The sequence below is a fragment of the Rhizobacter sp. J219 genome, assembly GCF_024700055.1.
GTDB lineage: Bacteria > Pseudomonadota > Gammaproteobacteria > Burkholderiales > Burkholderiaceae_C > Rhizobacter.
Map to the genome: position 1 here is coordinate 2,713,848 of NZ_JAJOND010000001.1, position 24,173 is coordinate 2,738,020.

The following is a 24,173-nucleotide window of genomic DNA, read 5'->3' on the forward strand; positions in this document are numbered from 1 at the left end:
AAGGCTCTCAGCGGACCACGACGGGCTGGCTGTCCGCGAGGAGGGGCGAGCCGGTCGGGTTGTCGGGGGTGCACAGGACGGTGGCGACGTAGGACCGCTCGCCATCGCGCCAGGGCTTGCGCTCGAGGTAGGCCAGGCCCTGCTTGCCCAGGCCGCCGGCGGCGTCGATCGCCATCATCTCGTTCATGCACATCTTGGCGGTGTCGACGCAGCGGTTGAGCACCGCGTCGAAGAGCTTCGGGTCGACACGCCCGAAGCGGCGCACCGGCTCGCGGGCACTGGGCTGCTCGAGCTTGAGGTAGGCCGCCCGCGTGAGCTCGTCGCTCGTCGCCTTGTGGCTCTCGACCCAGCGGGTGAAGCCGGCATCCGACAGGCCGTGGAACTTGAAGCGCATGTGCGAGAAGCCGTCACCGCTGAAGTTGGCCGAGAAGCCGTCGTACACGCCGGCGCGGTTGATCACCGCATGCAGCTTGGTCTCCATGCCCGGCATGGCGTAGATCTGGCCGGCCAGCGCCGGGATATAGAACGAGTTCATCACCGTCGACGAGGTGATGCGGAACTGGATCGGCCGGTCGACCGGTGCGGCCAGCTCGTTGACGGTGGCGATGCCTTGCTCGGGGTAGAGGAAGAGCCACTTCCAGTCGAGCGCCACCACCTGCACGACCAGCGGCTTGGACTTCGGGTCCTGCGGGTCGATCGGGCGCTGCGCGTCGATGCGCTGCAGCGGGCGCCACGGGTCGAGCTTGTGGGTGCTGATCCAGGTGAGTGCGCCCAGCGCGATGATGATCAGCAGCGGGGCGCCCCAGATCACGAGTTCGAGCTTGGTGGAGTGGTCCCACTCGGGGTCGTAGGTCGCCTCGGTGTTGCTCTCGCGGTAGCGCCATGCGAAGAGCAGCGTCAGCACGATCACCGGCACGATGATCAGGAGCATCAGCACGGTGGACGAGACGATGAGGTCGGCCTGCTGCGAGGCGATGTCGCCCGAGGGGTTCATCACCACGGTGTCGCAGCCGGCCAGCAAGGAGGCCGTCGCGAGCCACCCAAGGGCATGACCCCATCGAGGCAAGCGGTTCGTGAAGGAAGGCACAGGTGTCGGGGGCACGGTGTCGAAGGATGAGGCGCAGGGGAAACCACTCTTGCGCGTGTTGCCGCAATGTAGACAGATTGACCCAGATCAACCATTGGACAATTTGTCCCACCCCTGCGACGAGAGGTACACCTCTGCCATCGGGGTCTTCGGTGGCGTATCCTCGTCCGCACCTCTGAGCCTTCGCGCCGCCTTATTTGCCCGTGAACCCGATGTCGAGCACAGCCCAATCCCTCCCCGCCCATCGCACCAGCAGCATCCATCACGCCCCGGGCAGCACGGAGCACGAGCGCGTGGCCCCCGGCGACATCGCCGTCGGCGTGGTGATCGGCCGGGCCTCCGAATATTTCGACTTCTTCGTCTACGGCATCGCCTCGGCGCTGGTGTTCCCGGCGGTGTTCTTCCCCTTCGCGGGCCGTCTGGAGGGGATCCTCTACGCGTTCGCGCTCTTCGCCTTCGCCTTCGTCGTGCGCCCCATCGGCACGCTCGCGGGCATGGAAATCCAGCGCCGCTTCGGCCGCAGCACCAAGCTGACCATCGCGCTCTTCCTGCTCGGCACCTCGACCGTGAGCATGGCGCTGCTGCCGGGCTACGACACCTGGGGCGAGCTGTCCATCGTGCTGCTGGCCATCTGCCGCATCGGTCAGGGCCTGGCGATGGGCGCCTCGTGGGACGGCCTGCCCTCGCTGCTGGCGCTCAACGCGCCCAAGCACCGCCGCGGCTGGTACGCGATGCTGGCGCAGCTGGGCGCGCCGCTCGGCTTCCTGATCGCCTGCAGTCTTTTCGCGTACCTCTGGAAGAACCTCGACGCCGCCGACTTCCTGACCTGGGGCTGGCGCTACCCGTTCTACGCCGCGTTTGCGATCAACGTGGTGGCGCTCTTCGCGCGGCTGCGCCTGGTCGTCACCCACGAGTACGAGCGCGATCTCAACGCCCGCGAGCTGGAGCCTTGCAACGAGCGCGAGCTCTTCCGCAAGCAGGGTCGGCACATCGTGATCGGTGCCTTCGCGGCGCTCGCGAGCTATGCGCTCTTCCACATCGTGACGGTGTTCCCGCTGTCGTGGATCCTGCTGTATTCCGACCAGGTGACGGGCGAATTCCTCGCGGTGCAGATCGTGGGCGCGGTGCTGGCCGCTGCCGCGATGCCGGTGTCGGGCCTCATCGCCGACCGCATCGGCCGCCGCCGCACGCTCGCGCTGCTGGCGGTGCTGATCGCGGTGTTCAGCCTCTTCGCACCCCTGCTGCTCGATGGCGGCGCGCTGGGCCAGGACCTCTTCATCCTCGTCGGCTTCGTGCTGATGGGCCTCTCGTACGGCCAGGCGGCCGGCACGGTGACGGCCAACTTCGCCTCGAAGTTCCGCTACACCGGCGCGGCGCTCACCTCCGACTTCGCCTGGCTGATCGGCGCCGCCTTCGCGCCGCTCGTGGCGCTCGGCCTGTCGGCCCGCTTCGGGCTGATCGCGCTGACCGTCTACCTGCTGTCGGGCTGCGTGTGCACGTTGCTCGCGCTGCGGGCGAGCCGCTCGCTCGCGGCACGCGACTGAGGTTCAGCGCGCGGCCTGCGCCGCGCGGCGCACGATGGCGACCGGCTGCTCGGTGGCGCTCACACGCGCCCGCAGCTGGCCGCAGCCACCGTCGACGTCCTGCCCGGCCGAGTGACGCAGCTTGGTCAGAACGCCACGCCGGTGCAGCGTGCGGGCGATCGCCGCGGCCTTCTCCCATGAGGGCCGCTGGTAGGGCAGCCCGTCGATCTGGTTGTACGGGATCATGTTCATCACCGCGTACTTGCCCTTGAGCAAACGCACGATGCCGTCGAGTTCTTCGTCGTTGTCGTTGATGCCGTCGAGCAGCGTCCACTGGTACTGGATGGGGTAGTGCGTGAGGCGGGCATAACGCTCGCCCTCCTCCACAAGAGCTTCAGGGTCGATGCGTGGGGCACGCGGCAGCAGCTCGGCGCGCAGGGCGGGCTTCGTGGAGTGAAGCGAGAGCGCCAGCGCCGGCTTCACCGTCTGACGCGGCAGTTGCTCGAAGACACGCGGGTCGCCCACGGTCGAGAACACCAGCTCCTTGTGGCCGATGTTGCCGCCGGTCCCGAGCAGGTCGATGGCTTCGAGCACGTTGTCGAGGTTGTGCGCGGGCTCGCCCATGCCCATGAAAACGACCTTCTTCACCACGCGGCGGGTGCGGGCGAGCGCCACCTGCGCCACGATCTCGGCACTGCCCAGCTGGCGCAGGAGGCCGCTCTGGCCGGTCATGCAGAAGACGCAGCCGACAGCGCAGCCGACTTGCGTGGAGACGCAGAGGCCGTCGCGCGGGAGCAGCACGCTTTCGACGGTCTGGCCGTCGATCAGCTCGACCAGCAGGCGGGAGGAGCCGTCTTCGCCGATGTGCTCGGCGCGCAGTTTCGCCAGCGCTTGCAGGTCTGCACTGAGCGCAGGCAGGCCTTCGCGCACGCGCTGGGGCATGAAGTCTTCCAGGCGGCGCTTGCCGCTGTCTTGGGGTTGCGCTTGCGACCACAGGCGGAGCACACGGGCGGTGTGCTTCGGGCCGGCGCCGAGGGCGGTGAGTCGCTGACGGATGTCGTGGATGCGCATGGCGGGATTGTCGTCTCCTCACTGCGTGGGGGCATTGCCGGGTCTCGCCCCGGCGGGCGAGTCACTTTGGTGTTCGCATAACTTCGCTGCGCGAAGTGAGCGAACCCCGCTGCGCGAACATTTGTCGCGCCAAATGAAAGTGACCAAAGCAAAGGCGCTTTCCATTTGGCCGTGCCATATGGTTACAGGCCTCGGCCGATGAGGCACCTGCTCTCATCGGACCTCCGCACACATGCTGGACCACCGAGCCACTCGGCTCGCTGCGCATCGCCTCTCCTTCACTCAAGCACGAGGCGAAGCGAGTCGAGAGTACGAGGCCAGCGAAGCTGGCGAGGGTATCCCGGGGCCCTTGAGAGCCGTCGAGCAGCGTAGGGCTTTGTGGGGCGCGCGAAGCGCGCTTCGTGAACTGACTTCGGGCAGCTGTCTGAACGTAGCGAGCGAAGCTCGCGAAGTGAGTTCTGCCCGACCCACAAAGTCCGAGCAGCGCAGAGCAGTCCGCCCTAGGCGGACCGAGCGAACGGGGTGCCCTTTCTTTTGCCTTCTTTTCTTTGGGCAAGCAAAGAAAAGAAGGTCGCCCGCCAGGGCGAAACCCCGGCAAAGTCCCTCAGAAGTGAATCCCCCTCATCATCTGCTGCATCGCAATCGCCTCAGGCGACAGAGTCGGCTTCCCACTCTTGTCGCCTTTGGCAGCAGAACTGTCCGGGAACATCCGGAAGCTCGTGTTCATCACGATCTGCGCCACCCGCGGCAACAGCGCATGCAGCACCTCGCCCGTGACACCGAGGCGGGTGGCAATCCGCACCGGCTTGTCCACGCACGCCTCCGCAATCATGTCGGCCGCCTCCTCGGGCGACAGCGTCGGCACGTTGTTGTAGATCTTGGTCGGCGCAATCATCGGCGTGCGCACCAGCGGCATGTTGATCGTCGTGAACGTGATGCCCGTGTCGGCGTACTCGCTCGCCGCGCAGCGCGTCCACGCATCCAGTGCCGCCTTGCTGGCCACATAGGCCGAGAAGCGCGGCGCATTCGTCAGCACCCCGATCGAGCTGATATTGACGATGTGCCCCTTCTTCTTCGCCACCATCCCGGGCAGCAAGCCCATGGTCACACGCAGGCAGCCGAAATAGTTGAGCTGCATCGTGCGCTCGAAATCGTGGAAGCGGTCGTAGCTGCTCTCGATCGCGCGGCGGATGGAGCGGCCGGCGTTGTTGACGAGGAAGTCGACGCCGCCGTAGTTCTCGGTCAGCCAGGTGATGAGCCCGGCACAGCTCGCCTCATCGGCGATGTCGGCCGAGTAGGTGACGACGTTGGCACCCTTGCCGGCGGTGGCGAGGATTTCCTTCTTCGCCTCGGCGAGCTTGGCCTCGTCACGCGCGCAGATGATGGTGATGGCGCCGGCCTCGGCAAACTTGATCGCCGCTGCGAGCCCGATGCCCGACGAGCCGCCCGTCACCAGCACCACCTTGCCGCCCACCGTACCGCGCAGGCTGCGGTCGACGAAAAGCGCCGGGTCGAGGTGGCGTTCCCAGTAGTCCCACAGGCGCCAGGCGTAGTCGGGCAGCTTGGGGCAGGCGATGCCACTGCCCTTGAGCGCCGCGAGGGTGTCGCGGCAGTCGAAGCGCGTGGGGTAGTTGATGAAGGTGAAGATGTCTTCGGGCAGGCCCAGGTCCTTCATCACGGCGTTGCGCACGCGGCGCACCGGGGCGATGGCCATCAGGCCTTTCTTGATGCCCTTGGGGATGAAGCCCAGCAGCGCCGCGTTGATGAAGAGGTTCATCTTCGGCGCGTGGGCCGCCTTGCTGAAGACGTCGAGCACATCGCCCACACGGTAGCCCTCGGGGTCGACGAGATGGAAGCACTTCTTGTCGAGCTGGGCCTTGCTGTGGCTGATGTGGTCGAGCGCGCTCACCACGAAGTCGACCGGCACGATGTTGATGCGCCCGCCCTCCAGGCCGATGCTGGGCATCCACGGCGGCAGCAGCTGGCGCATGCGCTGGATGAGCTTGAAGAAGTAGTACGGCCCGTCGATCTTGTCCATCTCGCCTGTCTGCGAATCGCCCACCACGAGCGCGGGGCGGTAGACCGTCCAAGGGACCTTGCTCTCGGTGCGCACGATCTTCTCGCTCTCGTGCTTGGTCATGAAGTACGGGTGGTCGAGGTTCTCGGCCTCGTCGAACATGTCTTCGCGGAACACACCTTCGTAGAGGCCGGCCGCGGCGATGCTGCTCACGTGGTGCAGGTGGCCGGCATCGATCGCCTTGGCGAACTCGACCAGGTTGCGCGTGCCGTCGATGTTGACCTGCACCTGCGCCTCTTCGTCGGCCTTGAGGTCGTACACCGCGGCCAGGTGGTAGACGTGGTCGATGTGGCCCTTGAGCTTCTTGATGGCCTCGGCCGAGACGCCGAGCTTCTTGGCCGTCAGGTCGCCGTAGACCGGCACCGCTCGGCCCTCGCCCACGCCCCAGTACTCGAGCAGCGCCGGGAGCTTGCCCTCGCTGCCCTCTCGCAGCAGGAAGTGCACCGTCGCACCGCGACGCTGCAGCAAGGTCTTGACGAGTCGTTTGCCGATGAAGCCGGTGGCTCCGGTCACGAAATACTGCATGCGCTCCTCCTGGGGAATGTGGCGGGACCGGGGCATTCTTGTCCAAAGGCTTCGCAGCGCCGCTGCGAAGTTTCCCGAGCCTCGGCGCGCCGGCGCTTGGGGGGCTCTCACTAGAGAAAGCAGGTGCCACGCGCAGCGCTCGCTCCTATAGTGGCGCCTCGTGCCGCGACGGCGCACCGTCTTTCATCCACCACTTCACAGGAACGAGACCATGGTCAAGAAACTCAAGCAGATGGCCGACAAGAAGGCCGCGTCGCCCGCAAGCCTGCTCGACAGCCAGTTCGCCGCCACGGTGAAGGACTCGGCCCAGCAGATCTGGCTCGCCGGCCTGGGCGCGTTTTCCAAGGCACAGGAAGAAGGCGGCAAGGTCTTCGAGGCGCTGGTCAAGGAAGGCGTGACGCTGCAGAAGAAGACGCAGAGCGTGGCCGAAGGCAAGCTCAACGAGATGGCCAGCAAGATGACCGGCATGGCCGGCGACGTGACCAGCAAGGCCGGCCAGCACTGGGACAAGCTCGAGTCGATCTTCGAGGAGCGCACCGCCAAGGCGCTGGCCAAGCTGGGTGTGCCGAGCGCCAAGGACGTCGCCGCGCTCAACAAGCGCATCGACGAGCTGAGCGCCCAGCTGGCCAAGGCCGGCAAGGCCCCGGCGCCCCGCAGCGCGGCGACCAAGGCCGCTGCGGCCAAACCCGCCGCCAAGAAGGCCGCCCGCAAGGCCGCCTGAGCCGCGTCTTCGGCGGCACATGAAAAAGGGCGCCTCGGGCGCCCTTTTGCTTTGGCGAGATCGCCGCCCTCAGCGGCCGCCCGTCAGCGAGGTCTCCCACCGTGCACGCGCTTCCATGAAGGTCGAGACACTGGCCTCGTTGACCTGGAGGCGGCTGTTGTCGAAGTCGGTCGACTGCTTCTTCGGTGCGCCGCGCGGCAGGTCCGAGCGGCCGGGTTTGGCCATCGCCGACTTGAGTTGCGCGCGCAAGGCGGCGATGCCGACCTCCGACCAATCCGACACCAACATCTCGAGCTGCGACAAGGCCCGGCCGAGCACGTCGGACGGCACGTCTTCCAGCCCCAGCAGCCCGCGGTGTTCCAGCGCCTGCTCCACCACGCCCAGGTGCGCGAGCACCGAGCGCGACGCCGCATGGCGATCGAGCACGGACTTCAGCGCCTTCAGCATGTGCGAGACATCCGCCTGGCGCTTGCGCCGGCCCGAGCCGGCCTTGCCCAGCACCTGGTTCACGCTCGGCGGTGTGGCCACGCGCTTCTGGAACAGGCTCTTGAGCCGATCGAACCAGTTGACGCGCCGGGCGCGAGGCTTCGGGGACTTGCTGGACATGGACACCTCGCGGTCAAGACGACGACTGTTTCATCGTGCCACGCACGACACGGCGCGCCACGACGCGAGGCAGGCGAAGCGTCGACTTTCTGACAAATCGCCGACCGTCGAACCCTCGGCCAAGGCGCTTCAGCCGCCGTATTGCCCCGGCCACATCCACAGCAGCACCACCGTCATCACGAGGTAGCGGCCGAACTTGCCGATGGTCATGTAGAGCACGCACGGCCAGAACGGCAGCCGCATCCAGCCCGCCACGCCGCACAGCGGGTCGCCGACGAGTGGCAGCCACGACATCAGGCAGGCCTTGGCGCCGAACTGGCGCAGCCAGGCGATCAGGCGCGCCTCGCGCGGTGCGTGGTGCGCCAGCTTCTCGTAGGCACGCTCGGTGCCGTAGCCCATCCAGTAGGTGACGATGCCCCCGAGCGTGTTGCCCGCGGTCGCGACCAGCACCGCCGGCCAGAACAACTCAGGGTTGAGCTTGATCAAGCCGAACACCGCCGGTTCCGAACCCACCGGCAGCAGCGTCGCCGAGATGAAGGCGACGACGAAGACCGTGCTCAACCCGAACTGGGGCAACGCCAAAAGCGAGAGCAGCGACTCGATCCATGCTTCCATCCCACGCATTATCTAGAGCGGGTTTTGTGCACAAGACCTGTAGGTTTCAAGGCTTATACTCTGCCTCCTTTTTGAGCACCCCTGGCCGCGTCGTCACCCTTCCCCATCATGCAGATCGGCCACATTCCCCTGGCGAACCGACTGTTCGCCGCCCCGATGGCGGGGGTGACCGATCGGCCGTTTCGACAGCTGTGCAAACGGCTCGGCGCGGGCTACGCGGTGAGCGAGATGGTGACCTCGCGCCGCGACCTCTGGCAAAGCCTCAAGACCTCGCGCCGCGCCAACCACGACGGCGAAGTGGCGCCGATTGCGGTGCAGATCGCTGGCACCGAGCCGCAGATGATGGCCGAGGCCGCCGCCTACAACATCGACCGCGGCGCACAGATCATCGACATCAACATGGGCTGCCCGGCCAAGAAGGTGTGCACCAAGTGGGCTGGCTCCGCGCTGATGCAGGACGAGCCGCTCGCCACCGCCATCATCGAAGCCGTGGTCGCCGCGTGTGCACCGCGCAGGGTGCCTGTCACGCTGAAGATGCGCACCGGCTGGTGCCAGGCCGAGCGCAACGCGGTGCGCCTGGCGCGTGCGGCCGAATCGGCCGGCATTGCGATGGTCACGGTGCACGGCCGCACGCGCGAGCAAGGCTACGGCGGCCACGCCGAGTACGACACCATCGCCGCGGTCAAGGCCTCGCTGAGCATCCCCGTCGTCGCCAACGGCGACATCGACAGCCCCGAGAAGGCGCGCGAGGTGCTCGCCGCCACCGGCGCCGACGCGATCATGATCGGCCGCGCGGCGCAGGGCCGACCATGGATCTTCCGCGAGATCGCGCACTTCCTCGAGACCGGCGAACACCTGCCCGCACCCGAGGTGCTGCAGGCCAAGCAGTGGCTGCTCGAACACCTGCACGAGCACTACGCGCTCTACGGTGAATACACCGGCGTGCGCACGGCACGCAAGCACATCGGCTGGGCGGTACGCGCCCTGCCCGGTGGCGTGGACTTCCGTGCCGTCATGAACACGCTCGAGACCTGCGACAGCCAGGTCCGGGCGGTGAGCGACTGGTTTGACCAACTGGCCGACACCCATCACCGGCTGCCCGCCATCCGCGTGGCCGCCAACGACGACCTCATCGAACAACAAGCATGAGCAAAAAACACATCGAGGAGTGCATCCGGGACAGCCTGGAGGCTTACTTCAAGGACCTCCGCGGCGTGGAACCCGCCGCCATGTACGACATGATCCTCAAGGTGGTCGAAAAACCGCTGCTCGACGTGGTGATGAAACACGCCGACGGCAACCAGAGCCGCGCCGCCGAATGGCTGGGCATCAACCGCAACACGCTGCGGCGCAAGCTGCTCGACCACAAGTTAGTTAAATAAAGAGACCTCCTCTCATGCAAGCCCTGATTTCCGTTTCCGACAAGACCGGCGTGCTCGACTTCGCACGCGAACTGAACGCGCTCGGCGTGAAGCTGCTCTCGACCGGCGGCACCGCCAAGCTGCTGGCCGATGCCGGCCTGCCCGTCACCGAGGTGGCCGACCACACCGGCTTCCCCGAGATGCTCGACGGCCGCGTGAAGACGCTCCACCCCACCATCCACGGTGGCCTGCTGGCCCGCCGCGACCTGCCCGAGCACGTGGCCGCGATCCAGAAGCACAACATCGCGCCGATCGACATCCTCTGCGTCAACCTCTACCCCTTCGAAGCCACCGTTGCCAAGCCCGGCTGCACGCTCGAAGACGCGATCGAAAACATCGACATCGGCGGCCCGGCGATGGTGCGCTCCGCCGCGAAAAACTGGAAAGACGTGGCGGTGCTCACCGATGCCTCGCAGTACGCGCAGGTGATCGCCGAGCTGAAGGCGAACAAGGCCGTGAGCAAGGAAACCAAATTCGCGTTGTCGGTGGCCGCCTTCAACCGCATTTCGAACTACGACGCCGCCATCAGCGACTACCTCTCGTCGCTGCAGGCCGACGGCTCGCGCGCCGAGTACCCGGCGCAGAGCAACGGCCGCTTCGTCAAGTTGCAGGACCTGCGCTACGGCGAGAACCCGCACCAGACCGCCGCCTACTACCGTGACCTGCACCCCGCGCCCGGCTCGCTCGTCACCGGCAAGCAGCTGCAGGGCAAGGGAGCTCATACAACAACATCGCCGATGCCGATGCGGCGTGGGAATGCGTGAAGTCGTTCGACACGCCCGCCTGCGTGATCGTCAAGCACGCCAACCCGTGCGGCGTGGCGCTCGGCGCCAACGCCGCCGAGGCCTACGCCAAGGCCTTCAAGACCGACCCGACCTCGGCCTTCGGCGGCATCATCGCCTTCAACACTGAAGTGGATGCCACCACCGGCGAGCATGTGGCCAAGCAGTTCATGGAAGTGCTGATCGCGCCCTCGTTCACGAGCGATGCGCTGGCCATCTTCGCGGCCAAGAAGAATGTGCGTGTGCTGCAGATCGCGCTGCCCAAGGGCGGCGCCACCGCCTGGGAACAAGGCCGCAACGCGCAGGACGTGAAGCGCATCGGCTCGGGCCTCTTGATCCAGAGCGCCGACAACCATGAGCTGAAGCTCTCCGACCTCAAGGTCGTCACCAAGACCCAGCCGACGAAGCAGCAGCTCGAAGACATGCTCTTCGCCTGGACGGTGGGCAAGTACGTGAAGAGCAACGCCATCGTCTTCTGCGCCGGCGGCATGACGCTGGGCGTGGGCGCCGGCCAGATGAGCCGACTCGACTCGGCCCGCATCGCCGGCATCAAGGCCGAAGCAGCCGGTCTGTCGCTCAAGGGCTCGGCGGTGGCGAGCGATGCCTTCTTCCCGTTCCGCGACACGCTCGACGAGCTGGTGAAGGCGGGCGCGACCAGCGTGATCCACCCGGGTGGCAGCGTGCGTGATGAGGAGGTGATCGGCGCCGCCAACGAGCACGGCATTGCCATGGTGCTCACGGGCGTGCGCCACTTCCGACACTGAGCCACTCGGCAAAAGGCGCCGAGCGCGCCCCCGTCTTCAACGGGCCACGGTCTTCCTGACGGTGGCCCGTTTCGTTTCCGCCTTGGCCGACGGTGCCAGCACCATCGCGAGATAGGCCTCCAGCAGCTCGTCGATGTCGAGCGCTGCCAACTCCGCATCGTTGCCCGTGGCACGCAGCTGCACCAGACCCAGGTAGCTGGCGTGTGCGAGCATGGCCCGCTGCCGTGCCACCTTGGGGGTGAGCCCCTCGCCGCGCAGCACCTTCGCCAGGTAGCCCATGCGCGCCGCCGTGACCCGCTGCACCACCGGTGCCACGCGGGGGTCGGTCGCGGCGCAGTTCAGCGCGTACTCCATGCGCAGCACGCGCACCGAATCGGCGCTCGTGGCCTTCACCCGCTGCGCCACCCGGCCCAGCAGTTCGCGCAACGGGCTCTTCGCCTTCAGCTGCTCGATGGCGTCGATGATTTCCTGTGTGCCCTGTTGCTCCCAGCGTTCGAGCACGGCCACCAGCAGCTCGTCACGGCTGCCGAAGCACCAGTAGAAGCCGCCTTTGCTCACCCCGAGCGAACGGGCGAGCGGCTCCACCGCGAGCGTGGCCACGCCGCTGGTGGCGATCCACTCGAAGGCCGCAGCGACCCAGTCGTCCCGGCTGACATTCACATTGCGACCCATGGTGCAGGCGATTCTAGGCAGTGGACAACGCGCCGAATCTGCATAACATACGGCATCGTATACTTCATCATCAAGGGAGCCTCTTCATGTCCAAGACCCTGGCCTGGTCCATCTTCACCCTCGGCGTGCTGCACCTCGTGTTCGGCGTGGTGCGCTTCAAGGTGCCTTTGAGCGAGGCGGTGGTCGAAGGCTTCATCGGCCGCTTCGCCGCATCGGACGCGCGCCGCACGGCGTTCTGGTTCCTGATGGTCAGCCCCTTCCTCATGCTGACAGGTCACCTGGCGGTGAACGCGGTCTCGCAAGGCAACCTGGAGGTGCTGCGCCTGATCGGCTACTACCTGCTGGCCGGCAGCCTCGTCGGCGTGGCCGCGTTCCCGGTCTCGCCGCTGTGGGCGCCGCTGCTGCTGGCCCCCTTGCTCATCGCCGCCGGCCACGGTCTGCTGCGCTGAACGGCCTGGGTGGCGCGCCCAGTAACATCGCGCCCCATGTCGCTCCCCCACATCGCAGGCCTGGTCCTGTCGTTTCTGGCGCGCCTGATCACCGGCGCGCAAGGCCACTGGTACGGCAGCCCGCCCAAGGCCGAGCAGCGCATCTACTTCGCCAACCACCAGAGTCACTTCGACTGGGTGCTGATCTGGGCCTCGCTGCCGAGCGATCTGCGCGCGGTCACCCGGCCGATCGCGGCGCGCGACTACTGGACGTCGACACCCCTCAAACACTGGATCACGCGCGAAATCTTCAACGCGGTCTACGTGAGCCGCGTGCGCACTGCCGACGAAGACCCGCTCGAGCCCTTGGTCGAGGCGCTGAAGAATGGCGACTCGCTGGTGATCTTTCCCGAGGGCACACGCGGCAACAAGGGCGAGCCGCAGGCATTCAAGGCCGGCCTCTTCCACCTGGCCGAGCAGTTCCCGGACGTGCCGCTGATCCCCACATGGATCGACAACGTGCAGCGCGTCATGCCCAAGGGCGAGGTGGTCCCCGTGCCCATCCTCTGCTCGGTCACCTTCGGTGCCCCCCTCCAGTTGCAGGCGGGCGAAGACAAGCGGGCGTTTCTCGCGCGTGCGCGAGATGCCGTGATGGCCTTGGCCAAGGTGGCCGCATGAAGAGCGTCGGCCAGTGGCTGCAGAGCCTGACGATCTCGCAGCAGATCGGCCTGCTCTTCGTCATCATCTTCGGCGTGCTGTCGTTCGCCACCGCGGTGGCGTTCATGAAGTCGCTGCAGGCCCCGCCCGACAAGCAGGAAGCCACCGACGCGATGTGGCGCGACCTGCGCGCGCTGTGGGTCGGCACGGTGCTGTTCTGGATTTCGTGGGCCACGGGCGCCGTCGTCTCGACGCTGCTCTTTGCCATCATTTCCTTCCTCGCGCTGCGCGAGTTCATCACGCTCACGCACACCCGCCGCGGCGACCACCGTGCACTCCTGATGGCGTTCTTCTTCGTGCTGCCTGTGCAGTACTGGCTGGCGGGTGGGCGCTACTTCGACCTCTTCAGCGTCTTCATCCCGGTCTATGCCTTCGCGGCGCTGCCCATCCTGGCCGTCTTCGGCAACGATGCGACGCGCTTTCTGGAGCGCACCGCCAAGATCCAGTGGGGCACGATGGTGTGCGTGTACGGCATGAGCCACGCCCCGGCGCTGCTGCTGCTGGAGTTCCGCAACTACGAGGACCGCGGCGCCTTCCTCGTGCTCTACCTCGTGATCGTGGTTGTCACGGCACAGATCGCGCAGCACTCGGCCAAGCGCCGCATCCGCACGCTGCCAGCCGCACGCCACATCAGCCGCACCTTCTCGTGGCGGGCGTGGGCCCTCGGCGCGCTGGCCGCCGGGCTGGTGGGCGGGCTGCTGTACTGGATCACGCCCTTCAAGGCCCCGCAGGCGATCCTCATCGGCCTGATCGCCGGCGGCTGCGGCACACTGGGCGAGCTGGTGATGCAGGCGCTCAAGCGCGATGCCGGCGTGCGCCACTGGGGTGGCCGCGCCACGGTGACGGGTGCAGTGGGACTGCTCGACCGCGTCGCTCCGCTTTGTTTCGCAGCACCCGTGTTCTTCCATTCCCTGCGCTGGTACTTTGGGGCATGAGAATCCTCGGCATCGACCCTGCGCTGCGCACAACCGGCTTCGGCGTGATCGATGTCGAGGGCAGCACGCTGCACTACGTGGCGAGCGGCACGATCAAGACGGATGCGGTGGCGGTCGGTGACTTGCCCGGGCGGCTCAAGATCATCTACGACGGCGTGCGCGAGGTCGCGGCCCGCTACGAGCCCACCTGCGCCTCGATCGAGATCGTGTTCGTCAACGTCAACCCTCAGAGCACGCTGCTGCTCGGGCAGGCGCGCGGCGCCGCGATCACCGGGCTCGTGTCGTGCAACATCGGCGTGTCGGAGTACACCGCGCTGCAGATGAAGAAGGCCATTGTTGGCGCCGGCCACGCGCGCAAGGAGCAGATCCAGGAGATGGTGAAGCGCCTGCTCAAGCTGCCCGGCCTGCCCGGCAAGGATGCCGCCGACGCGCTGGGCCTCGCGGTGTGCCATGCCCATGCGGCGCGCTCGTTCGCGGCCATCGAGAAGGCGGCCGCCCGCACGCGCAGCACGCGGGGGCAGTTCAAGGGCGGGCGCAGCTTCTAGCGTTCCTCAGCCCGCGCAACTCCCCAAGAGGAGGGTTGCCGCCGGCTCACAAGGTCCACGATCATTCGCAGATATAGGGAGGCTCTGATGATTCAAACAATTCGAGCACTTGGCATGGCCGGTCTGGTCGCTGCCCTCGCTGCCTGTGGAGGTGGCGACCGCGACAAAGACACCGTGCCGACCAACTACCTGAGCAAGTACCAGGGCACGTGGTACGAGATGTGCGCAACGCCCATCCAGTTTTCACCAGGCGTGAGCAGCAACGCCTCGACTCGCATCAAATTCGTCGTGTCCGCGCCCAATGCCTCCGGGGCAGTGACGTTCGACATCATCGAAGAGTTTCACGACTCGATACCGGGTTGCTGGGCGACGGGGTTGACCCCCTACGCCACGGTGCGTACTGCACAGGTGCCAGTCGCCGGATACGCTGGCCAACAACACTATCCGGTCGCCGTTGGAACGGCACTCCACGATGTTTTGAGTCTGAGTCGGCCCGCGTCAGTGGTAGAGGCCACTGGCAGTGGCGTCAGCAGCGTGATGGTCAATGGCACCCCGGTGTGGCGCATCACCTTCAGTGACGGAAACACCGTGGACCGGAGCCAGCAGGCCGCCGCACTGACTGGATCTGCGCTCCCCTTGCTGAAGATCACTGTCAACGGCGGCACGGCCGACCAGTTTTTCATGATCGAAGCTGAGGGCTACAGCGACTCGTTCTTCCAGCGATAGTTCACTCAGCGCTGCTTGAACTCAGGCTTGCGCTTGTGCAAGAAGGCGTCCATGCCTTCCTTCTGGTCCTCGGTGGCAAAGAGCGAGTGGAAGACCCTGCGCTCGAACATCACGCCGTCCGACAGCGGCGACTCGTAGGCGCGGTTGACGCACTCCTTGGCCATCATCACGCTCGGGCCGCTGAATTCGCAGATGTGCTGTGCAGCCGCGAGCGCCACGCCGAGCAGCTCGGCCGCCGGCACCACACGCGAGACCAGACCCGAGCGCTCGGCCTCGGCCGCATCCATCATGCGGCCGGTGAGCACCAGGTCCATCGCCTTGGCCTTGCCGATCGCCCGCGGTAGGCGCTGCGTGCCGCCGGCGCCGGGGATGATGCCGAGCTTGATCTCGGGTTGGCCGAATTTCGCCGTGTCGGCCGCGATGACGATGTCGCACATCATCGCCAGTTCGCAGCCGCCACCGAGCGCAAAGCCGGCCACCGCGGCGATCACCGGCTTGCGGATGCTGCGGATCGTCTCCCAGTTGCGGGTGATGTAGTCGGACTTGTAGACGTCCATGTAGTCCCACTTGGCCATCGCGCCCACATCGGCACCGGCCGCGAACGACTTCTCGCTGCCGGTGATGACGATGCAGCCGACGCTCTCGTCGGATTCGAAGGCCCGAAGCGCGGCGCCCAGCTCATTCATCAGGGTGTCGTTGAGCGCATTGAGCTGCTTGGGACGGTGCAACGTGATGAGGCCGGTGCGCAGCGGGCCGTGGCCACGCAGTTCAGTGAGGATGTTGTCGTAGGTCATGGTGGGGTTCGGGCAGGGGTGTCGGAGGCGCCGAGTTCCGGACGCCGGTCGAGCATCAGGTCGACGAAGTTCTCGGCGTCCTGGCGAATGACAAAGCGTATCGGCAAATGGCGCAGTTGCGGCGCAATCCAGAGTTCGGTGACCAGGTCACCCCCGGCCCTCGGCTCGCGGCGCGGCTTCAAGTGGTAGGCAGGCACGTCCCCGAAGGGGGTGAACAGCAGCTCTTCCTTGACGACGTCGTAAACCCACAGCGACACGTTGCGAGGCATCGCCAGCACGACGTCGACCGTGGCGCCGACTCGCAAGCGCTGCGGCTCGCGGTCGAACAGGTAGGCAAGCTGCACGAACTGGCTGGCCGTGTCCTGCACACCTGGCGGATGCTGGGCCGGCGTGCCGTTCGAGAGCCACACACGGCCACCGTCGAAGCGCAGCGTCGAACGGTAGGGGCCATCGAACGCGAGCCGCGTCTCTTGCTCGTAGCGGCGGGGCAAGAGGCCCTCAGTCGTGATCTCGCCCTCGCTGCTCATGCGCCGCGAGGCGAGCGGCGCGAAGCTCGGGCCGACCTGCACGTCGAGGTGCACCTGGTAGCGGGTGCCGGCACGGATCCACTCCACCTGGGCCTGGCCGTGCACCTCGCCGCGCACATGGCCGGTGAGCAGGTAGCGCAGGCGGGTGGAGGCCGGCCATTCGAACGCTTGCGGAGCGCTGACCGCCGGCTCCGACGCCGCCGCGGCGGCAACCGTTGCCGGCTCATCCGGCTCCGACGCCTCCTGGAGGGGCTCCGGCGCCGCTTCCGCGACAGGCGGTGGGACCGAGGCTGCAGGCTCCGCCGCCAGGGCGGTTGCGGCGGGGGCCCGACGCTTCGGCGCCTTCGCCAGCGCGACACGCGCGGCAGGCACGCTGAACGCCATTTCGCGCACATAGGCCACCTCGATGCGCTGCATCGCCGGCGACGCCATGTCGAACGCAAGCACCTGCTCGCCGATCCACTCGGCCACGCCAAGGTGGACCCCGGTCACCAGCAGCACCAACCCCAGTGCCGCCCACCCGCGTCGGGAGGCAGCGTGCCAGTGCCTCAGGCGGTGAGCCATGCGCGCCGCAGCGCCATGGCGGCCGGCGGGGTCTTGTCGGCGCCGGCCAGGGTGAGCGACACCGCGCCGGCCTCGGGCGCCGGTGGCAGCGAGAGGCTGAGCGTGCGCAGACGCTGGTCGCGCGAGACCAGCAGCTGCACCGCACCGGCGTCGGCCGCGAGGCGCGGCAGTTCGTCGAGGCGGCGCACGCGCCAGCCTTCCACACCCAGCACTTCGTCGCCCGCCGCGAGGCCGGCCGCTTCGCCGGCACCGCCGCGCAGCACGTGCGTGACCTTGATGCCGGTGAGCGCGCTCTCCGACACGCGCACACCCAGGCGCTGCGCCACCGTCGGCGCCTGCTGGCTCCACTCGACACCGGCTCGCGCCAGCTGCAGCCGCCAGGCCGGGTCGTCGGTGCCATGCACCCAGGCCTTCAGTTCCTTCTCGTAGGACCGGCCGCCGACCTGCGCGAGCGCCGCGGCGATGTCGGCTTCGCCCACCGGCCCCCCGCCGCTGCGCTCCCACAGAAGCCGCATCACGTCGTCGAGCGACCCGCGGCCCTCGTGGCGCAGCGTGAGGTCGAGCGCCAGTGCGACCAGCGCGCCCTTGGTGTAGTAGCTGATGGTGCTGTTGGGCGTGTTCTCGTCGGTGCGGTAGTACTTCACCCAGGCGTCGAAGCTGGCCTGCGCCACGCTCTGCACATGGCGGCCCGGCATGCCGAGCACGCCGCTGAGCGTCTTGGCCACGAGCTTCAGGTAACGCGGCTCGTCGATCAGGCCGGCGCGCAGCAGCAACAGGTCGTCGTAGTACGAGGTGAAGCCTTCGAAGAACCACAGCAACTCGGTGTAGTTCTCCTGCGTGTAGTCGTAGCGGGTGAACTCGCGCGGCCGCAGGCGCTTCACGTTCCACGTGTGGAAGTACTCGTGGCTGATGAGGCCAAGCAGCGTGACGTAGCCGTCGGAGAGGTCTTTGGACTCGCGCCGGCTGCGCTGCGGCAGGTCGCGGCGCGAGGCAATCAGTGCGGTGCTCGCGCGGTGCTCGAGGCCGCCGTAGCCGTCGTCCACCGCGTTGAGCATGAAGACATAGCGCTTGAAGAAGGTCTTCTTCTTGCCGTGCCAGAAGGCGATGGCGGTTTCGCAGATGCGGCGTGCATCGGCCAGCAGTCGCTCGCCGTCGAAGTCGGGCAAGGCCCCGGCGACGATGAACTCGTGCGGCACACCGGCCGCCTTGAACTCGCCGCGCCAGAAATCACCCAGCTCGACAGGGTGGTCGACCAGCTCGTCGTAGTCGGTGGCCTCGTAGGTGCCCTGCCCACGCGCATCGATCTTGACGCTCGGCAGCGCAGTCGCGGCCTTCCAGCCCTTGGGCAGGGCCTTGAGCTCCATGCGCTGTGGCTCAGCCTCGCGGCCGTGCACCCGCAGGAAGACGCCGGTGCCGTTGAAGAACGCCCGCTGCACATCGAGGTAGGCGGCCCGCACCGAGGAATCGAACGCGTAGACCTTGTACGAGAGTGTCAGCGCCGCACGGCCGGTGCAGCGCGCGACCCAGGTCGCCTTGTCGAGCTGCTGCAGCGGCACCTCGCGCTCGCCCTGCCGCGCCGACAGGCCCGACAGGTGGCGTGCGAACTCGCGCACCAGGTAGCTGCCGGGGATCCACGCCGGCAGGCTGACCCGTTGCTCGGGCGCCGGCTGCGGGATGGTGACGGTGACGGCGAAGAGGTGGGCGTGCGCGTCGGCGATCTCGATGCGGTAGGTGATCATCGAGCGGAGGTCAGTTGCTCGAAGGCGGGGTGGTGGTCAGCCCCGGCTTGGTGGCCGCGGCGCTGGCGATGAGTTGCTTCTCGATCTGCTCGGCGCCGATCGCGCCGGGAATGCGCGTGCCGTCGGTGAAGATGATCGCCGGCGTGCCATTGATGCGGTACTTGCGCGAGAACTCGAGGTTGCGCTCGATCGGCGTGGCGCATTGGCCCATGACGCGCGGCGGCACCTTGCCTTCGAGCATCCACGCGAGCCAGGTCTTGGCCTGGTCTTTCGAGCACCAGATGTTTTCAGACTTCTGCGGCGAGTCGCCACCCAGCACCGGCAGCAGGAAGGTGTAGACGGTGATGTTCTTGACCTTCTGCAGGTCTTGCTCGAATTTCTTGCAGTAGCCGCAGTTGGGGTCGGCAAAGACGGCGATCTTGCGGGCCCCGGTGCCGTTTTTCCAGACGATGGCGTCTTTCAGCGGCAGCTGCGCGAAGTCGATCGCGGTGAGCTTGTTGATGCGCGCCTCGGTGAGGCTGGTGCGCGTCTTGGTATCGATCAGGTTGCCCTGGAACAGGTAGTTGCCGGTTTCGTCGGAGTAGACGATCTCGGTGCCGATGCGCACCTCATAGACCCCCGGCACCGGCGTCTTCGTCACCTCGTCGATGGGCGGCAGGTTGGGCAGGCGCTCGACGAGGTTCTTGCGGATGGCCGCTTCGTCGGCGACAGCCGCATGCGACAACAAGGCACCAAGGGCCAGCGCGGCTGCCGTGCGGGCAGCGCGAGAGAAGAGGAAGGACGACATAGGTATCTCTTTCAGGAACCCAGCGCACGCGAGGCGAGCCAGCGCTTGAGCGGTGGAAGGTGGTTGACGAGAGTCATGCCTCGGTTGCGGAGTTCCCGCAGAGCCGGCTGCTCATGTGAAAACAAGCGCAACAAGCCATCGGTGAGCTGGCCCATGGCGATCGTGGGCGCCTGGCGCTGCCGCTCGTAGCGGCGCAACAGGCGCGCATCGCCCAGCTCGCGCCAGGCTTCGCGTTGTGAGATGACGTCGGCAAGCGCGGCCACATCGGCCAGGCCGAGGTTCAGGCCCTGCCCGGCCAGCGGGTGCACCACGTGGGCGGCGTCGCCCAGCAACACCCAGCCGGGGCCGCACCAGCTGCGCGCCCGCGCGAGCATCAGCGGCCAGGCCGCCCGCTCGCTCGTGAGGTGAAGGGCACCGCAGGCACCGCCGGTGGCTTCCTGAAGCAGCTGCTCGAAGGCCGCGCCATCGAGTGCCATCAGGTCCTGCGCGCGCGCCTCGGGCATCGACCACACCAGCGCATGCGAATGGCCGGGTTGCGGGGCATCGAAGGGCAGCAACGCCAGCACGTCGGGCTGGCGGAACCACTGCCGGGCGGTGTTCGCATGCGGCACATCGCCGCTCAGGCGGGCGGCGATGGCGGTGTGGCCGTAGTCGTGGCGGTCCCAGGTCACGCCCAGCGCTTCGCGCGTGGCCGAGGCCTTGCCTTCGCACAGCGCGGTGAGCGACGCCTCGACCCGCTCGGCGACCAGCGTCACATGGGGCGCATAGCGCACAGCAGCGGCCATCGACTGCTCGAGCACTGGCGCATCGACGATCCACGCCAGCTCGCCGAAGCGCTGTTGCCAGGCCGAAAACTCCAGCAGGCCGGAGGGGGCATCGCCTTCGATGTGCATGTCGTACACCGGCGTGGCGGCGTGCGGGGGCAGCGCGTCCCACACCTTGAGCGACTTCAGCAGCGCCACCGAAGCGGCGTTGAGCGCATAGGCGCGCACGTCCACGCGCGAGGCGTTTGCCGGCTGCGACACCAGCGCAACCTGGAAACCCTGGCGCGCCAGCGACAGGGCCAGGCTCTGGCCGACGACACCGGCCCCGAGCACGCAGACATCGAAGCGTTTCATGGCGTTTCATTGTAGAGACGCCAACGTGGCAGGAGTCCCAGGGCAGAATCAGTTTCTTCCCCATCTCCTTCTGGCCGTTCCGGAGCGTTCCGGACATTTCCCACAGTCCTCACAAGGGACGACCACCACGCATGATGTCTCCCTGGATGCGCAAGCTGCTGATCGGCGCAGGCGTGTTCGTGCTGCTGATCGCAGCCGTGCTGACCTACCTCGTCGCCACCTTCGACCCCAATGCCTACAAGGGCCTGGCCGTCGACTGGATGAAAACCCATCGCCAGCGCACGCTCGTGATCGACGGGCCGATCAAGCTCGCGGTTTTTCCGCGGCTGGCGGTCGAGGTCTCGCGCGTGAAGCTCTCCGAGAAGAACCGGCTCGACGAGTTCCTCTCGCTCGACGAGGCGGCGCTGTCGGTGGCGGTGCTGCCGCTGCTGCGTCAGCAGGTGGTCGTCGACAGCGTGCGGGCCAAGGGCCTGCGCGTGCTGTTCCAGCGCGACGCCAAAGGCGGCTCCAACCTCGACGATTTCATGCAGGGTGAACCCAAGGCGGAGCCTTCGGACAAGAGCAGCACGCCGCTGCGCTTCGATGTGAGCAGCATCCAGCTTGAAGACCTGCGCCTGAGCCTGCGCGACGAACAAGGCAAGCTCGCCGGCGACATCTCGCTCGCCTCGCTGACCACCGGCCGCCTGGCCGACGGCGTGGAGTCGCCTGTCAAGCTCAAGGCCCGGCTCGGCTTGACCGCACCGGCCGTGCAGGGCGACCTCGACGGCAGCACGCAGCTCAAGCTCGACCTCGCGAACAAAGGTGTGACGCTCAAGGACATGGCGCTGGCGTGGAAGGGCAAACTGCCCGGCACCGAGGCGGTCGACGCCAGGCTGCGCGGCACGCTCGCGCTCGACGGGGCCAACGGCACGATGCGAGCCGAGAAGGTCGAACTCGTCGGCGATGCCGGCCTGGGCACGCTGCGGCTGGTCAACTCGTCGCTCACCGTCGAGGCCTTCGCCTACGACCCGGGCAACCAGGCCTTGCAGCTCGGCAAGCTGCGCATCAAGCTGGGCGGCACCAGCAGCGGCCATCCGCTGAACCTGAACCTCGACTGGCCCGAACTCGTGGTGCAGCGGGACTCGTTGACCGGCAGCCCCCTGAGCGGCCAGTTGAGCCTGGCCGGGCCGACCTCGATCGACGCCAGCTTCAAGACCGCCGCCCCGAGTGGCAGCTTCGAGCGCATCGTGGTGCCCAACGTCGAGAGCACGCTCAAGGGCCGCAGCGGCCCGCGCAATGTCGAAGGCACGGTGCGCGCCACGCTGCTGCTGCAGCCGGCCAAGGGTGCGCTGGCGCTCGAAGGCCTCAACACCCAGCTGCAGCTGCACGAGCCGTCGCTGCAGCCACTGGCCGTCACGCTGCAGGGCACGGCCGATGCGTCCTCGCAGGTAGCCAACTGGGCGCTCAAGGGGCAGATCAACGGCAACCCGTACACGAGCGAAGGCAAAGCGATCCTCGCGACCACGCCGATGACGCTCAACGTGACGGCCCGGTTCGACTCGCTCGACCTCAACCGCCTGCTGCCGCCGTCGACCACCGCACCGGCTGCCTCGGGGCCGTCGTCGGGCGGGGCGGCGGCCGACACACCCGTCGACCTCTCGGCCCTGCGGTCGCTGCAGGGCAAGTTCGATCTGAAGATCGGCCAGTTCGCCTACCAGACCTACCGCATCGCCGATGTGGTGTTCGCCGCCACGCTCGACGGCGGCATGCTGCGCGTGAGCCAGCTCTCGGGCAAGGCCTGGGGCGGCAGCTTCGTTGCCAACGCGTTTGCAGACGCCCGCGCCAGCCGCCTCGCGCTGGCCGGCAATGCGAGCGGCGTCAACGTCAACGCGCTATTGAAAGACGTGGCGCAGAAGGACATCCTCGAAGGCACGGGCCGTGTGGTGGTCGACGTCGACAGCGCCGGCCGCAGCGTCAACGAACTCAAGTCGCGCCTGCAGGGCAAGGCAGCGCTGCAGCTGCGCGACGGTGCGATCAAGGGCGTGAACCTCGCCAAGAGCCTTCGCCAGGCACGCGCCACGCTCGGCCTCAAGGGGGGCGACGAGGTGCAGAAAGCCAATCGCACCGAGAAGACCGACTTCTCCGAGCTGAGCGCCACCTTTGCCATCCACCAGGGGGTGGCCCGCAACAACGACCTCGACATGAAAAGCCCCTTCCTGCGACTGGGCGGTGACGGGGCGCTCGACATCGGCAAGGGCCGCATCGACTACACCGCACGCGCCACCGTCGCCTCCACCTCCAAAGGCCAGGACGGCGCCGACCTCGCGGCGCTCAAGGGCCTGACGATCCCGGTGCACCTCACCGGCCCCTTCGAGGCGATGGACTGGCGCATCCGCTGGTCGGCGATTACCGCGCAGGCCCTCAAGACGGAAGTGGGCGGCAAGCTGGAGCAGCAGGCAAAGGACCGGCTGCGCGACAAGCTCGGCCTGCCGGGTGCCGCGAGCCCAGCCAGCGGTGCCGCGAGTGGGCAGCGACTGGAAGACGCCGCCAAGGACAAACTCAAAGACAAGCTGAAGGGGATCTTCAAGTGAGCGACCTCAACGTGGCGATCTCGGCGCTGTATGTGCACCCGATCAAGAGTTGCGCCGGCATCGGTGTGCGCGAGGCGCTGCTGATCGAGACCGGGCTGGAGTTCGACCGCGCGTGGATGGTGGTCGATGCCTATGGTCGATTCCTCACGCAGCGCGAGCTGCCGCGCATGGCGCTGATCACCCCGACGCTCAAGCACACCGAGGTGGTGCTGCGCGCGCCGGGCATGCTGGCGCTGCACCTCGCGCTCGATGCGGTGGAAGATCCGACGCGCGTGACGGTGTGGAAGGACGAAATGGCCGCCTACGACATGGGCGACCTCGCCGCACAGTGGTTCACCGACTTCCTGGGCCAGAAATGCCGGCTGGCGCGCTTCGACCCCGAGCAGAAGCGCCTGTCGAACAAGCAGTGGACCGGCGACATCGACGCCGAGAACGCCTTCAGCGACGGCTACCCGGTGCTGGTCACCTCCGACGCCTCGCTCGCCGACCTGAACCAGCGGCTGGCACAGCGTGGCGCGAAGCCGGTGGAGATGAACCGCTTCCGGCCCAACATCGTGCTGTCGGGGCTCGATGCCTACGGCGAAGACCACCTGGATGAGATCCGCTTCGACACGCCTGAGGGTGAGATCGTGCTCAAGCTCGTCAAGCCCTGCTCACGCTGCACCATCCCGAGCGTGGACCCGGCGACCGGCGAACAAGGCCACGAGCCGGGCGACACACTCGGCACCTACCGCGCCGACGCACGCCTCGATGGCGCCATCACCTTCGCGATGAACGCGGTGATCGTGAAGGGCATCGAGTGCGGCCTGCGCGTGGGACAGACGGGCACGGCGAGCTACCGGTTCGACTGAGCCCGCTG

22 protein-coding genes and 1 pseudogene are annotated in these 24,173 nt (G+C 67.3%); 12 read left to right on the plus strand and 11 right to left on the minus strand.

Features of this window, described 5'->3' with window-relative positions:
- Positions 1 to 7: 7 nt before the first annotated feature.
- The gene (gene cyoA, locus LRS03_RS12425) at positions 8 to 994 is read right to left on the minus strand and encodes a ubiquinol oxidase subunit II (RefSeq protein ID WP_374685102.1); all 987 of its coding nucleotides are present in this window, start codon (positions 992 to 994) and stop codon (positions 8 to 10) included.
- Positions 995 to 1,299: 305 nt separating this feature from the next.
- On the opposite strand from cyoA, the gene LRS03_RS12430 reads away from it, so the two are divergent.
- Complete coding sequence (locus tag LRS03_RS12430) at positions 1,300 to 2,631, plus strand: MFS transporter (protein WP_257825733.1); 1,332 nt, start codon at positions 1,300 to 1,302, stop codon at positions 2,629 to 2,631.
- 3 nt (positions 2,632 to 2,634) lie between these two features.
- On the opposite strand, the gene LRS03_RS12435 is transcribed toward LRS03_RS12430, so the two are convergent.
- On the minus strand, positions 2,635 to 3,681 hold the full coding sequence (locus tag LRS03_RS12435) for an RNA methyltransferase (RefSeq protein WP_257825735.1): 1,047 nt from the start codon (positions 3,679 to 3,681) through the stop codon (positions 2,635 to 2,637).
- A gap of 604 nt (positions 3,682 to 4,285) precedes the next feature.
- The gene (locus LRS03_RS12440) at positions 4,286 to 6,283 is read right to left on the minus strand and encodes an SDR family oxidoreductase (RefSeq protein ID WP_257825736.1); all 1,998 of its coding nucleotides are present in this window, start codon (positions 6,281 to 6,283) and stop codon (positions 4,286 to 4,288) included.
- 211 nt (positions 6,284 to 6,494) lie between these two features.
- Here LRS03_RS12440 and LRS03_RS12445 point away from each other — a divergent pair, with 211 nt between their 5' ends.
- Entirely contained in the window at positions 6,495 to 7,004 is a 510-nt protein-coding gene (locus LRS03_RS12445) for a phasin family protein (RefSeq protein ID WP_257825738.1), read from the plus strand.
- Positions 7,005 to 7,073: 69 nt separating this feature from the next.
- On the opposite strand, the gene LRS03_RS12450 is transcribed toward LRS03_RS12445, so the two are convergent.
- Both LRS03_RS12450 and LRS03_RS12455 read right to left on the minus strand, forming a co-directional pair.
- A complete protein-coding gene (locus LRS03_RS12450) occupies positions 7,074 to 7,610 on the minus strand; it encodes a hypothetical protein (RefSeq protein WP_257825739.1) in 537 nt (178 codons plus the stop codon).
- Between the two features lie 129 nt (positions 7,611 to 7,739).
- Positions 7,740 to 8,225, minus strand: coding sequence for a YqaA family protein (locus LRS03_RS12455; RefSeq protein ID WP_257825741.1), 486 nt, complete (start codon positions 8,223 to 8,225; stop codon positions 7,740 to 7,742).
- A 108-nt stretch (positions 8,226 to 8,333) separates the two neighbouring features.
- Between LRS03_RS12455 and dusB the strand changes: the two genes are divergently transcribed.
- The 3 genes and pseudogenes from dusB to purH all read left to right on the plus strand — a co-directional run bounded on the left by dusB (position 8,334) and on the right by purH (position 11,192).
- On the plus strand, positions 8,334 to 9,374 hold the full coding sequence (gene dusB / locus LRS03_RS12460) for a tRNA dihydrouridine synthase DusB (protein WP_257825742.1): 1,041 nt from the start codon (positions 8,334 to 8,336) through the stop codon (positions 9,372 to 9,374).
- Complete coding sequence (locus LRS03_RS12465; protein ID WP_257825744.1) at positions 9,371 to 9,607, plus strand: Fis family transcriptional regulator; 237 nt, start codon at positions 9,371 to 9,373, stop codon at positions 9,605 to 9,607. Before dusB ends, LRS03_RS12465 begins: the two co-directional genes overlap by 4 nt.
- Before the next feature lie 14 nt (positions 9,608 to 9,621).
- Positions 9,622 to 11,192 (plus strand): annotated as a pseudogene (gene purH / locus LRS03_RS12470) (bifunctional phosphoribosylaminoimidazolecarboxamide formyltransferase/IMP cyclohydrolase).
- A 36-nt stretch (positions 11,193 to 11,228) separates the two neighbouring features.
- Here purH and LRS03_RS12475 read toward each other — a convergent pair.
- Complete coding sequence (locus LRS03_RS12475; protein WP_257825746.1) at positions 11,229 to 11,864, minus strand: TetR/AcrR family transcriptional regulator; 636 nt, start codon at positions 11,862 to 11,864, stop codon at positions 11,229 to 11,231.
- 86 nt (positions 11,865 to 11,950) lie between these two features.
- On the opposite strand from LRS03_RS12475, the gene LRS03_RS12480 reads away from it, so the two are divergent.
- The 5 genes from LRS03_RS12480 (at position 11,951) to LRS03_RS12500 (ending at position 15,215) form a co-directional block, all read left to right on the plus strand.
- Positions 11,951 to 12,313, plus strand: coding sequence for a DUF6463 family protein (locus tag LRS03_RS12480; RefSeq protein ID WP_257825748.1), 363 nt, complete (start codon positions 11,951 to 11,953; stop codon positions 12,311 to 12,313).
- Positions 12,314 to 12,349: 36 nt separating this feature from the next.
- Positions 12,350 to 12,970, plus strand: a complete 621-nt coding sequence (locus LRS03_RS12485; protein ID WP_257825750.1) for a lysophospholipid acyltransferase family protein — start codon at positions 12,350 to 12,352, stop codon at positions 12,968 to 12,970.
- Positions 12,967 to 13,944, plus strand: a complete 978-nt coding sequence (locus LRS03_RS12490) for a phosphatidate cytidylyltransferase (RefSeq protein ID WP_257825752.1) — start codon at positions 12,967 to 12,969, stop codon at positions 13,942 to 13,944. The genes LRS03_RS12485 and LRS03_RS12490 overlap by 4 nt, the downstream gene beginning before the upstream one ends.
- Positions 13,941 to 14,489, plus strand: a complete 549-nt coding sequence (gene ruvC, locus LRS03_RS12495) for a crossover junction endodeoxyribonuclease RuvC (RefSeq protein WP_257825754.1) — start codon at positions 13,941 to 13,943, stop codon at positions 14,487 to 14,489. Before LRS03_RS12490 ends, ruvC begins: the two co-directional genes overlap by 4 nt.
- Positions 14,490 to 14,603: 114 nt before the next feature.
- Positions 14,604 to 15,215, plus strand: a complete 612-nt coding sequence (locus tag LRS03_RS12500) for a hypothetical protein (RefSeq protein ID WP_257825756.1) — start codon at positions 14,604 to 14,606, stop codon at positions 15,213 to 15,215.
- 5 nt (positions 15,216 to 15,220) lie between these two features.
- Here the strand turns inward: LRS03_RS12500 and LRS03_RS12505 are convergent, their stop codons facing one another.
- Genes LRS03_RS12505 through LRS03_RS12525 form a run of 5 tightly spaced genes read right to left on the minus strand, consistent with a single transcriptional unit; the run spans position 15,221 to position 20,744 of the window.
- Complete coding sequence (locus LRS03_RS12505) at positions 15,221 to 16,009, minus strand: enoyl-CoA hydratase (RefSeq protein ID WP_257825757.1); 789 nt, start codon at positions 16,007 to 16,009, stop codon at positions 15,221 to 15,223.
- Positions 16,006 to 17,037, minus strand: a complete 1,032-nt coding sequence (locus LRS03_RS12510; protein ID WP_257829507.1) for a DUF3108 domain-containing protein — start codon at positions 17,035 to 17,037, stop codon at positions 16,006 to 16,008. Before LRS03_RS12510 ends, LRS03_RS12505 begins: the two co-directional genes overlap by 4 nt.
- A 47-nt stretch (positions 17,038 to 17,084) precedes the next feature.
- Positions 17,085 to 18,839 (minus strand): M61 family metallopeptidase, encoded by a 1,755-nt coding sequence (locus LRS03_RS12515; RefSeq protein WP_257825759.1) that lies wholly within the window; start codon positions 18,837 to 18,839, stop codon positions 17,085 to 17,087.
- Between the two features lie 10 nt (positions 18,840 to 18,849).
- Positions 18,850 to 19,626: a DsbC family protein gene (locus LRS03_RS12520; RefSeq protein WP_257825760.1), complete on the minus strand. Its 777-nt coding sequence runs from the start codon at positions 19,624 to 19,626 to the stop codon at positions 18,850 to 18,852.
- Positions 19,627 to 19,637: 11 nt separating this feature from the next.
- Positions 19,638 to 20,744 carry an FAD-dependent monooxygenase gene (locus LRS03_RS12525; RefSeq protein WP_257825761.1) on the minus strand — a complete coding sequence of 369 codons (1,107 nt, stop codon included), beginning with the start codon at positions 20,742 to 20,744 and terminating at the stop codon, positions 19,638 to 19,640.
- Between the two features lie 131 nt (positions 20,745 to 20,875).
- Here LRS03_RS12525 and LRS03_RS12530 point away from each other — a divergent pair, with 131 nt between their 5' ends.
- Positions 20,876 to 23,314: an AsmA family protein gene (locus LRS03_RS12530; RefSeq protein WP_257825762.1), complete on the plus strand. Its 2,439-nt coding sequence runs from the start codon at positions 20,876 to 20,878 to the stop codon at positions 23,312 to 23,314.
- Complete coding sequence (locus tag LRS03_RS12535; protein ID WP_257825764.1) at positions 23,311 to 24,165, plus strand: MOSC domain-containing protein; 855 nt, start codon at positions 23,311 to 23,313, stop codon at positions 24,163 to 24,165. Before LRS03_RS12530 ends, LRS03_RS12535 begins: the two co-directional genes overlap by 4 nt.
- Positions 24,166 to 24,173 lie beyond the last annotated feature (8 nt).

What these genes read in the sequence shown, in the direction of transcription:
- cyoA (WP_374685102.1), bottom strand. Translation starts at nt 994, where the DNA reads ATGAACCCCTCGGGCGACATCGCCTCGCAGCAGGCCGACCTCATCGTC.
- LRS03_RS12430 (WP_257825733.1), top strand. Translation starts at nt 1,300, where the DNA reads ATGTCGAGCACAGCCCAATCCCTCCCCGCCCATCGCACCAGCAGCATC.
- LRS03_RS12435 (WP_257825735.1), bottom strand. Translation starts at nt 3,681, where the DNA reads ATGCGCATCCACGACATCCGTCAGCGACTCACCGCCCTCGGCGCCGGC.
- LRS03_RS12440 (WP_257825736.1), bottom strand. Translation starts at nt 6,283, where the DNA reads ATGCAGTATTTCGTGACCGGAGCCACCGGCTTCATCGGCAAACGACTC.
- LRS03_RS12445 (WP_257825738.1), top strand. Translation starts at nt 6,495, where the DNA reads ATGGTCAAGAAACTCAAGCAGATGGCCGACAAGAAGGCCGCGTCGCCC.
- LRS03_RS12450 (WP_257825739.1), bottom strand. Translation starts at nt 7,610, where the DNA reads ATGTCCAGCAAGTCCCCGAAGCCTCGCGCCCGGCGCGTCAACTGGTTC.
- LRS03_RS12455 (WP_257825741.1), bottom strand. Translation starts at nt 8,225, where the DNA reads ATGGAAGCATGGATCGAGTCGCTGCTCTCGCTTTTGGCGTTGCCCCAG.
- dusB (WP_257825742.1), top strand. Translation starts at nt 8,334, where the DNA reads ATGCAGATCGGCCACATTCCCCTGGCGAACCGACTGTTCGCCGCCCCG.
- LRS03_RS12465 (WP_257825744.1), top strand. Translation starts at nt 9,371, where the DNA reads ATGAGCAAAAAACACATCGAGGAGTGCATCCGGGACAGCCTGGAGGCT.
- LRS03_RS12475 (WP_257825746.1), bottom strand. Translation starts at nt 11,864, where the DNA reads ATGGGTCGCAATGTGAATGTCAGCCGGGACGACTGGGTCGCTGCGGCC.
- LRS03_RS12480 (WP_257825748.1), top strand. Translation starts at nt 11,951, where the DNA reads ATGTCCAAGACCCTGGCCTGGTCCATCTTCACCCTCGGCGTGCTGCAC.
- LRS03_RS12485 (WP_257825750.1), top strand. Translation starts at nt 12,350, where the DNA reads ATGTCGCTCCCCCACATCGCAGGCCTGGTCCTGTCGTTTCTGGCGCGC.
- LRS03_RS12490 (WP_257825752.1), top strand. Translation starts at nt 12,967, where the DNA reads ATGAAGAGCGTCGGCCAGTGGCTGCAGAGCCTGACGATCTCGCAGCAG.
- ruvC (WP_257825754.1), top strand. Translation starts at nt 13,941, where the DNA reads ATGAGAATCCTCGGCATCGACCCTGCGCTGCGCACAACCGGCTTCGGC.
- LRS03_RS12500 (WP_257825756.1), top strand. Translation starts at nt 14,604, where the DNA reads ATGGCCGGTCTGGTCGCTGCCCTCGCTGCCTGTGGAGGTGGCGACCGC.
- LRS03_RS12505 (WP_257825757.1), bottom strand. Translation starts at nt 16,009, where the DNA reads ATGACCTACGACAACATCCTCACTGAACTGCGTGGCCACGGCCCGCTG.
- LRS03_RS12515 (WP_257825759.1), bottom strand. Translation starts at nt 18,839, where the DNA reads ATGATCACCTACCGCATCGAGATCGCCGACGCGCACGCCCACCTCTTC.
- LRS03_RS12520 (WP_257825760.1), bottom strand. Translation starts at nt 19,626, where the DNA reads ATGTCGTCCTTCCTCTTCTCTCGCGCTGCCCGCACGGCAGCCGCGCTG.
- LRS03_RS12525 (WP_257825761.1), bottom strand. Translation starts at nt 20,744, where the DNA reads ATGAAACGCTTCGATGTCTGCGTGCTCGGGGCCGGTGTCGTCGGCCAG.
- LRS03_RS12530 (WP_257825762.1), top strand. Translation starts at nt 20,876, where the DNA reads ATGATGTCTCCCTGGATGCGCAAGCTGCTGATCGGCGCAGGCGTGTTC.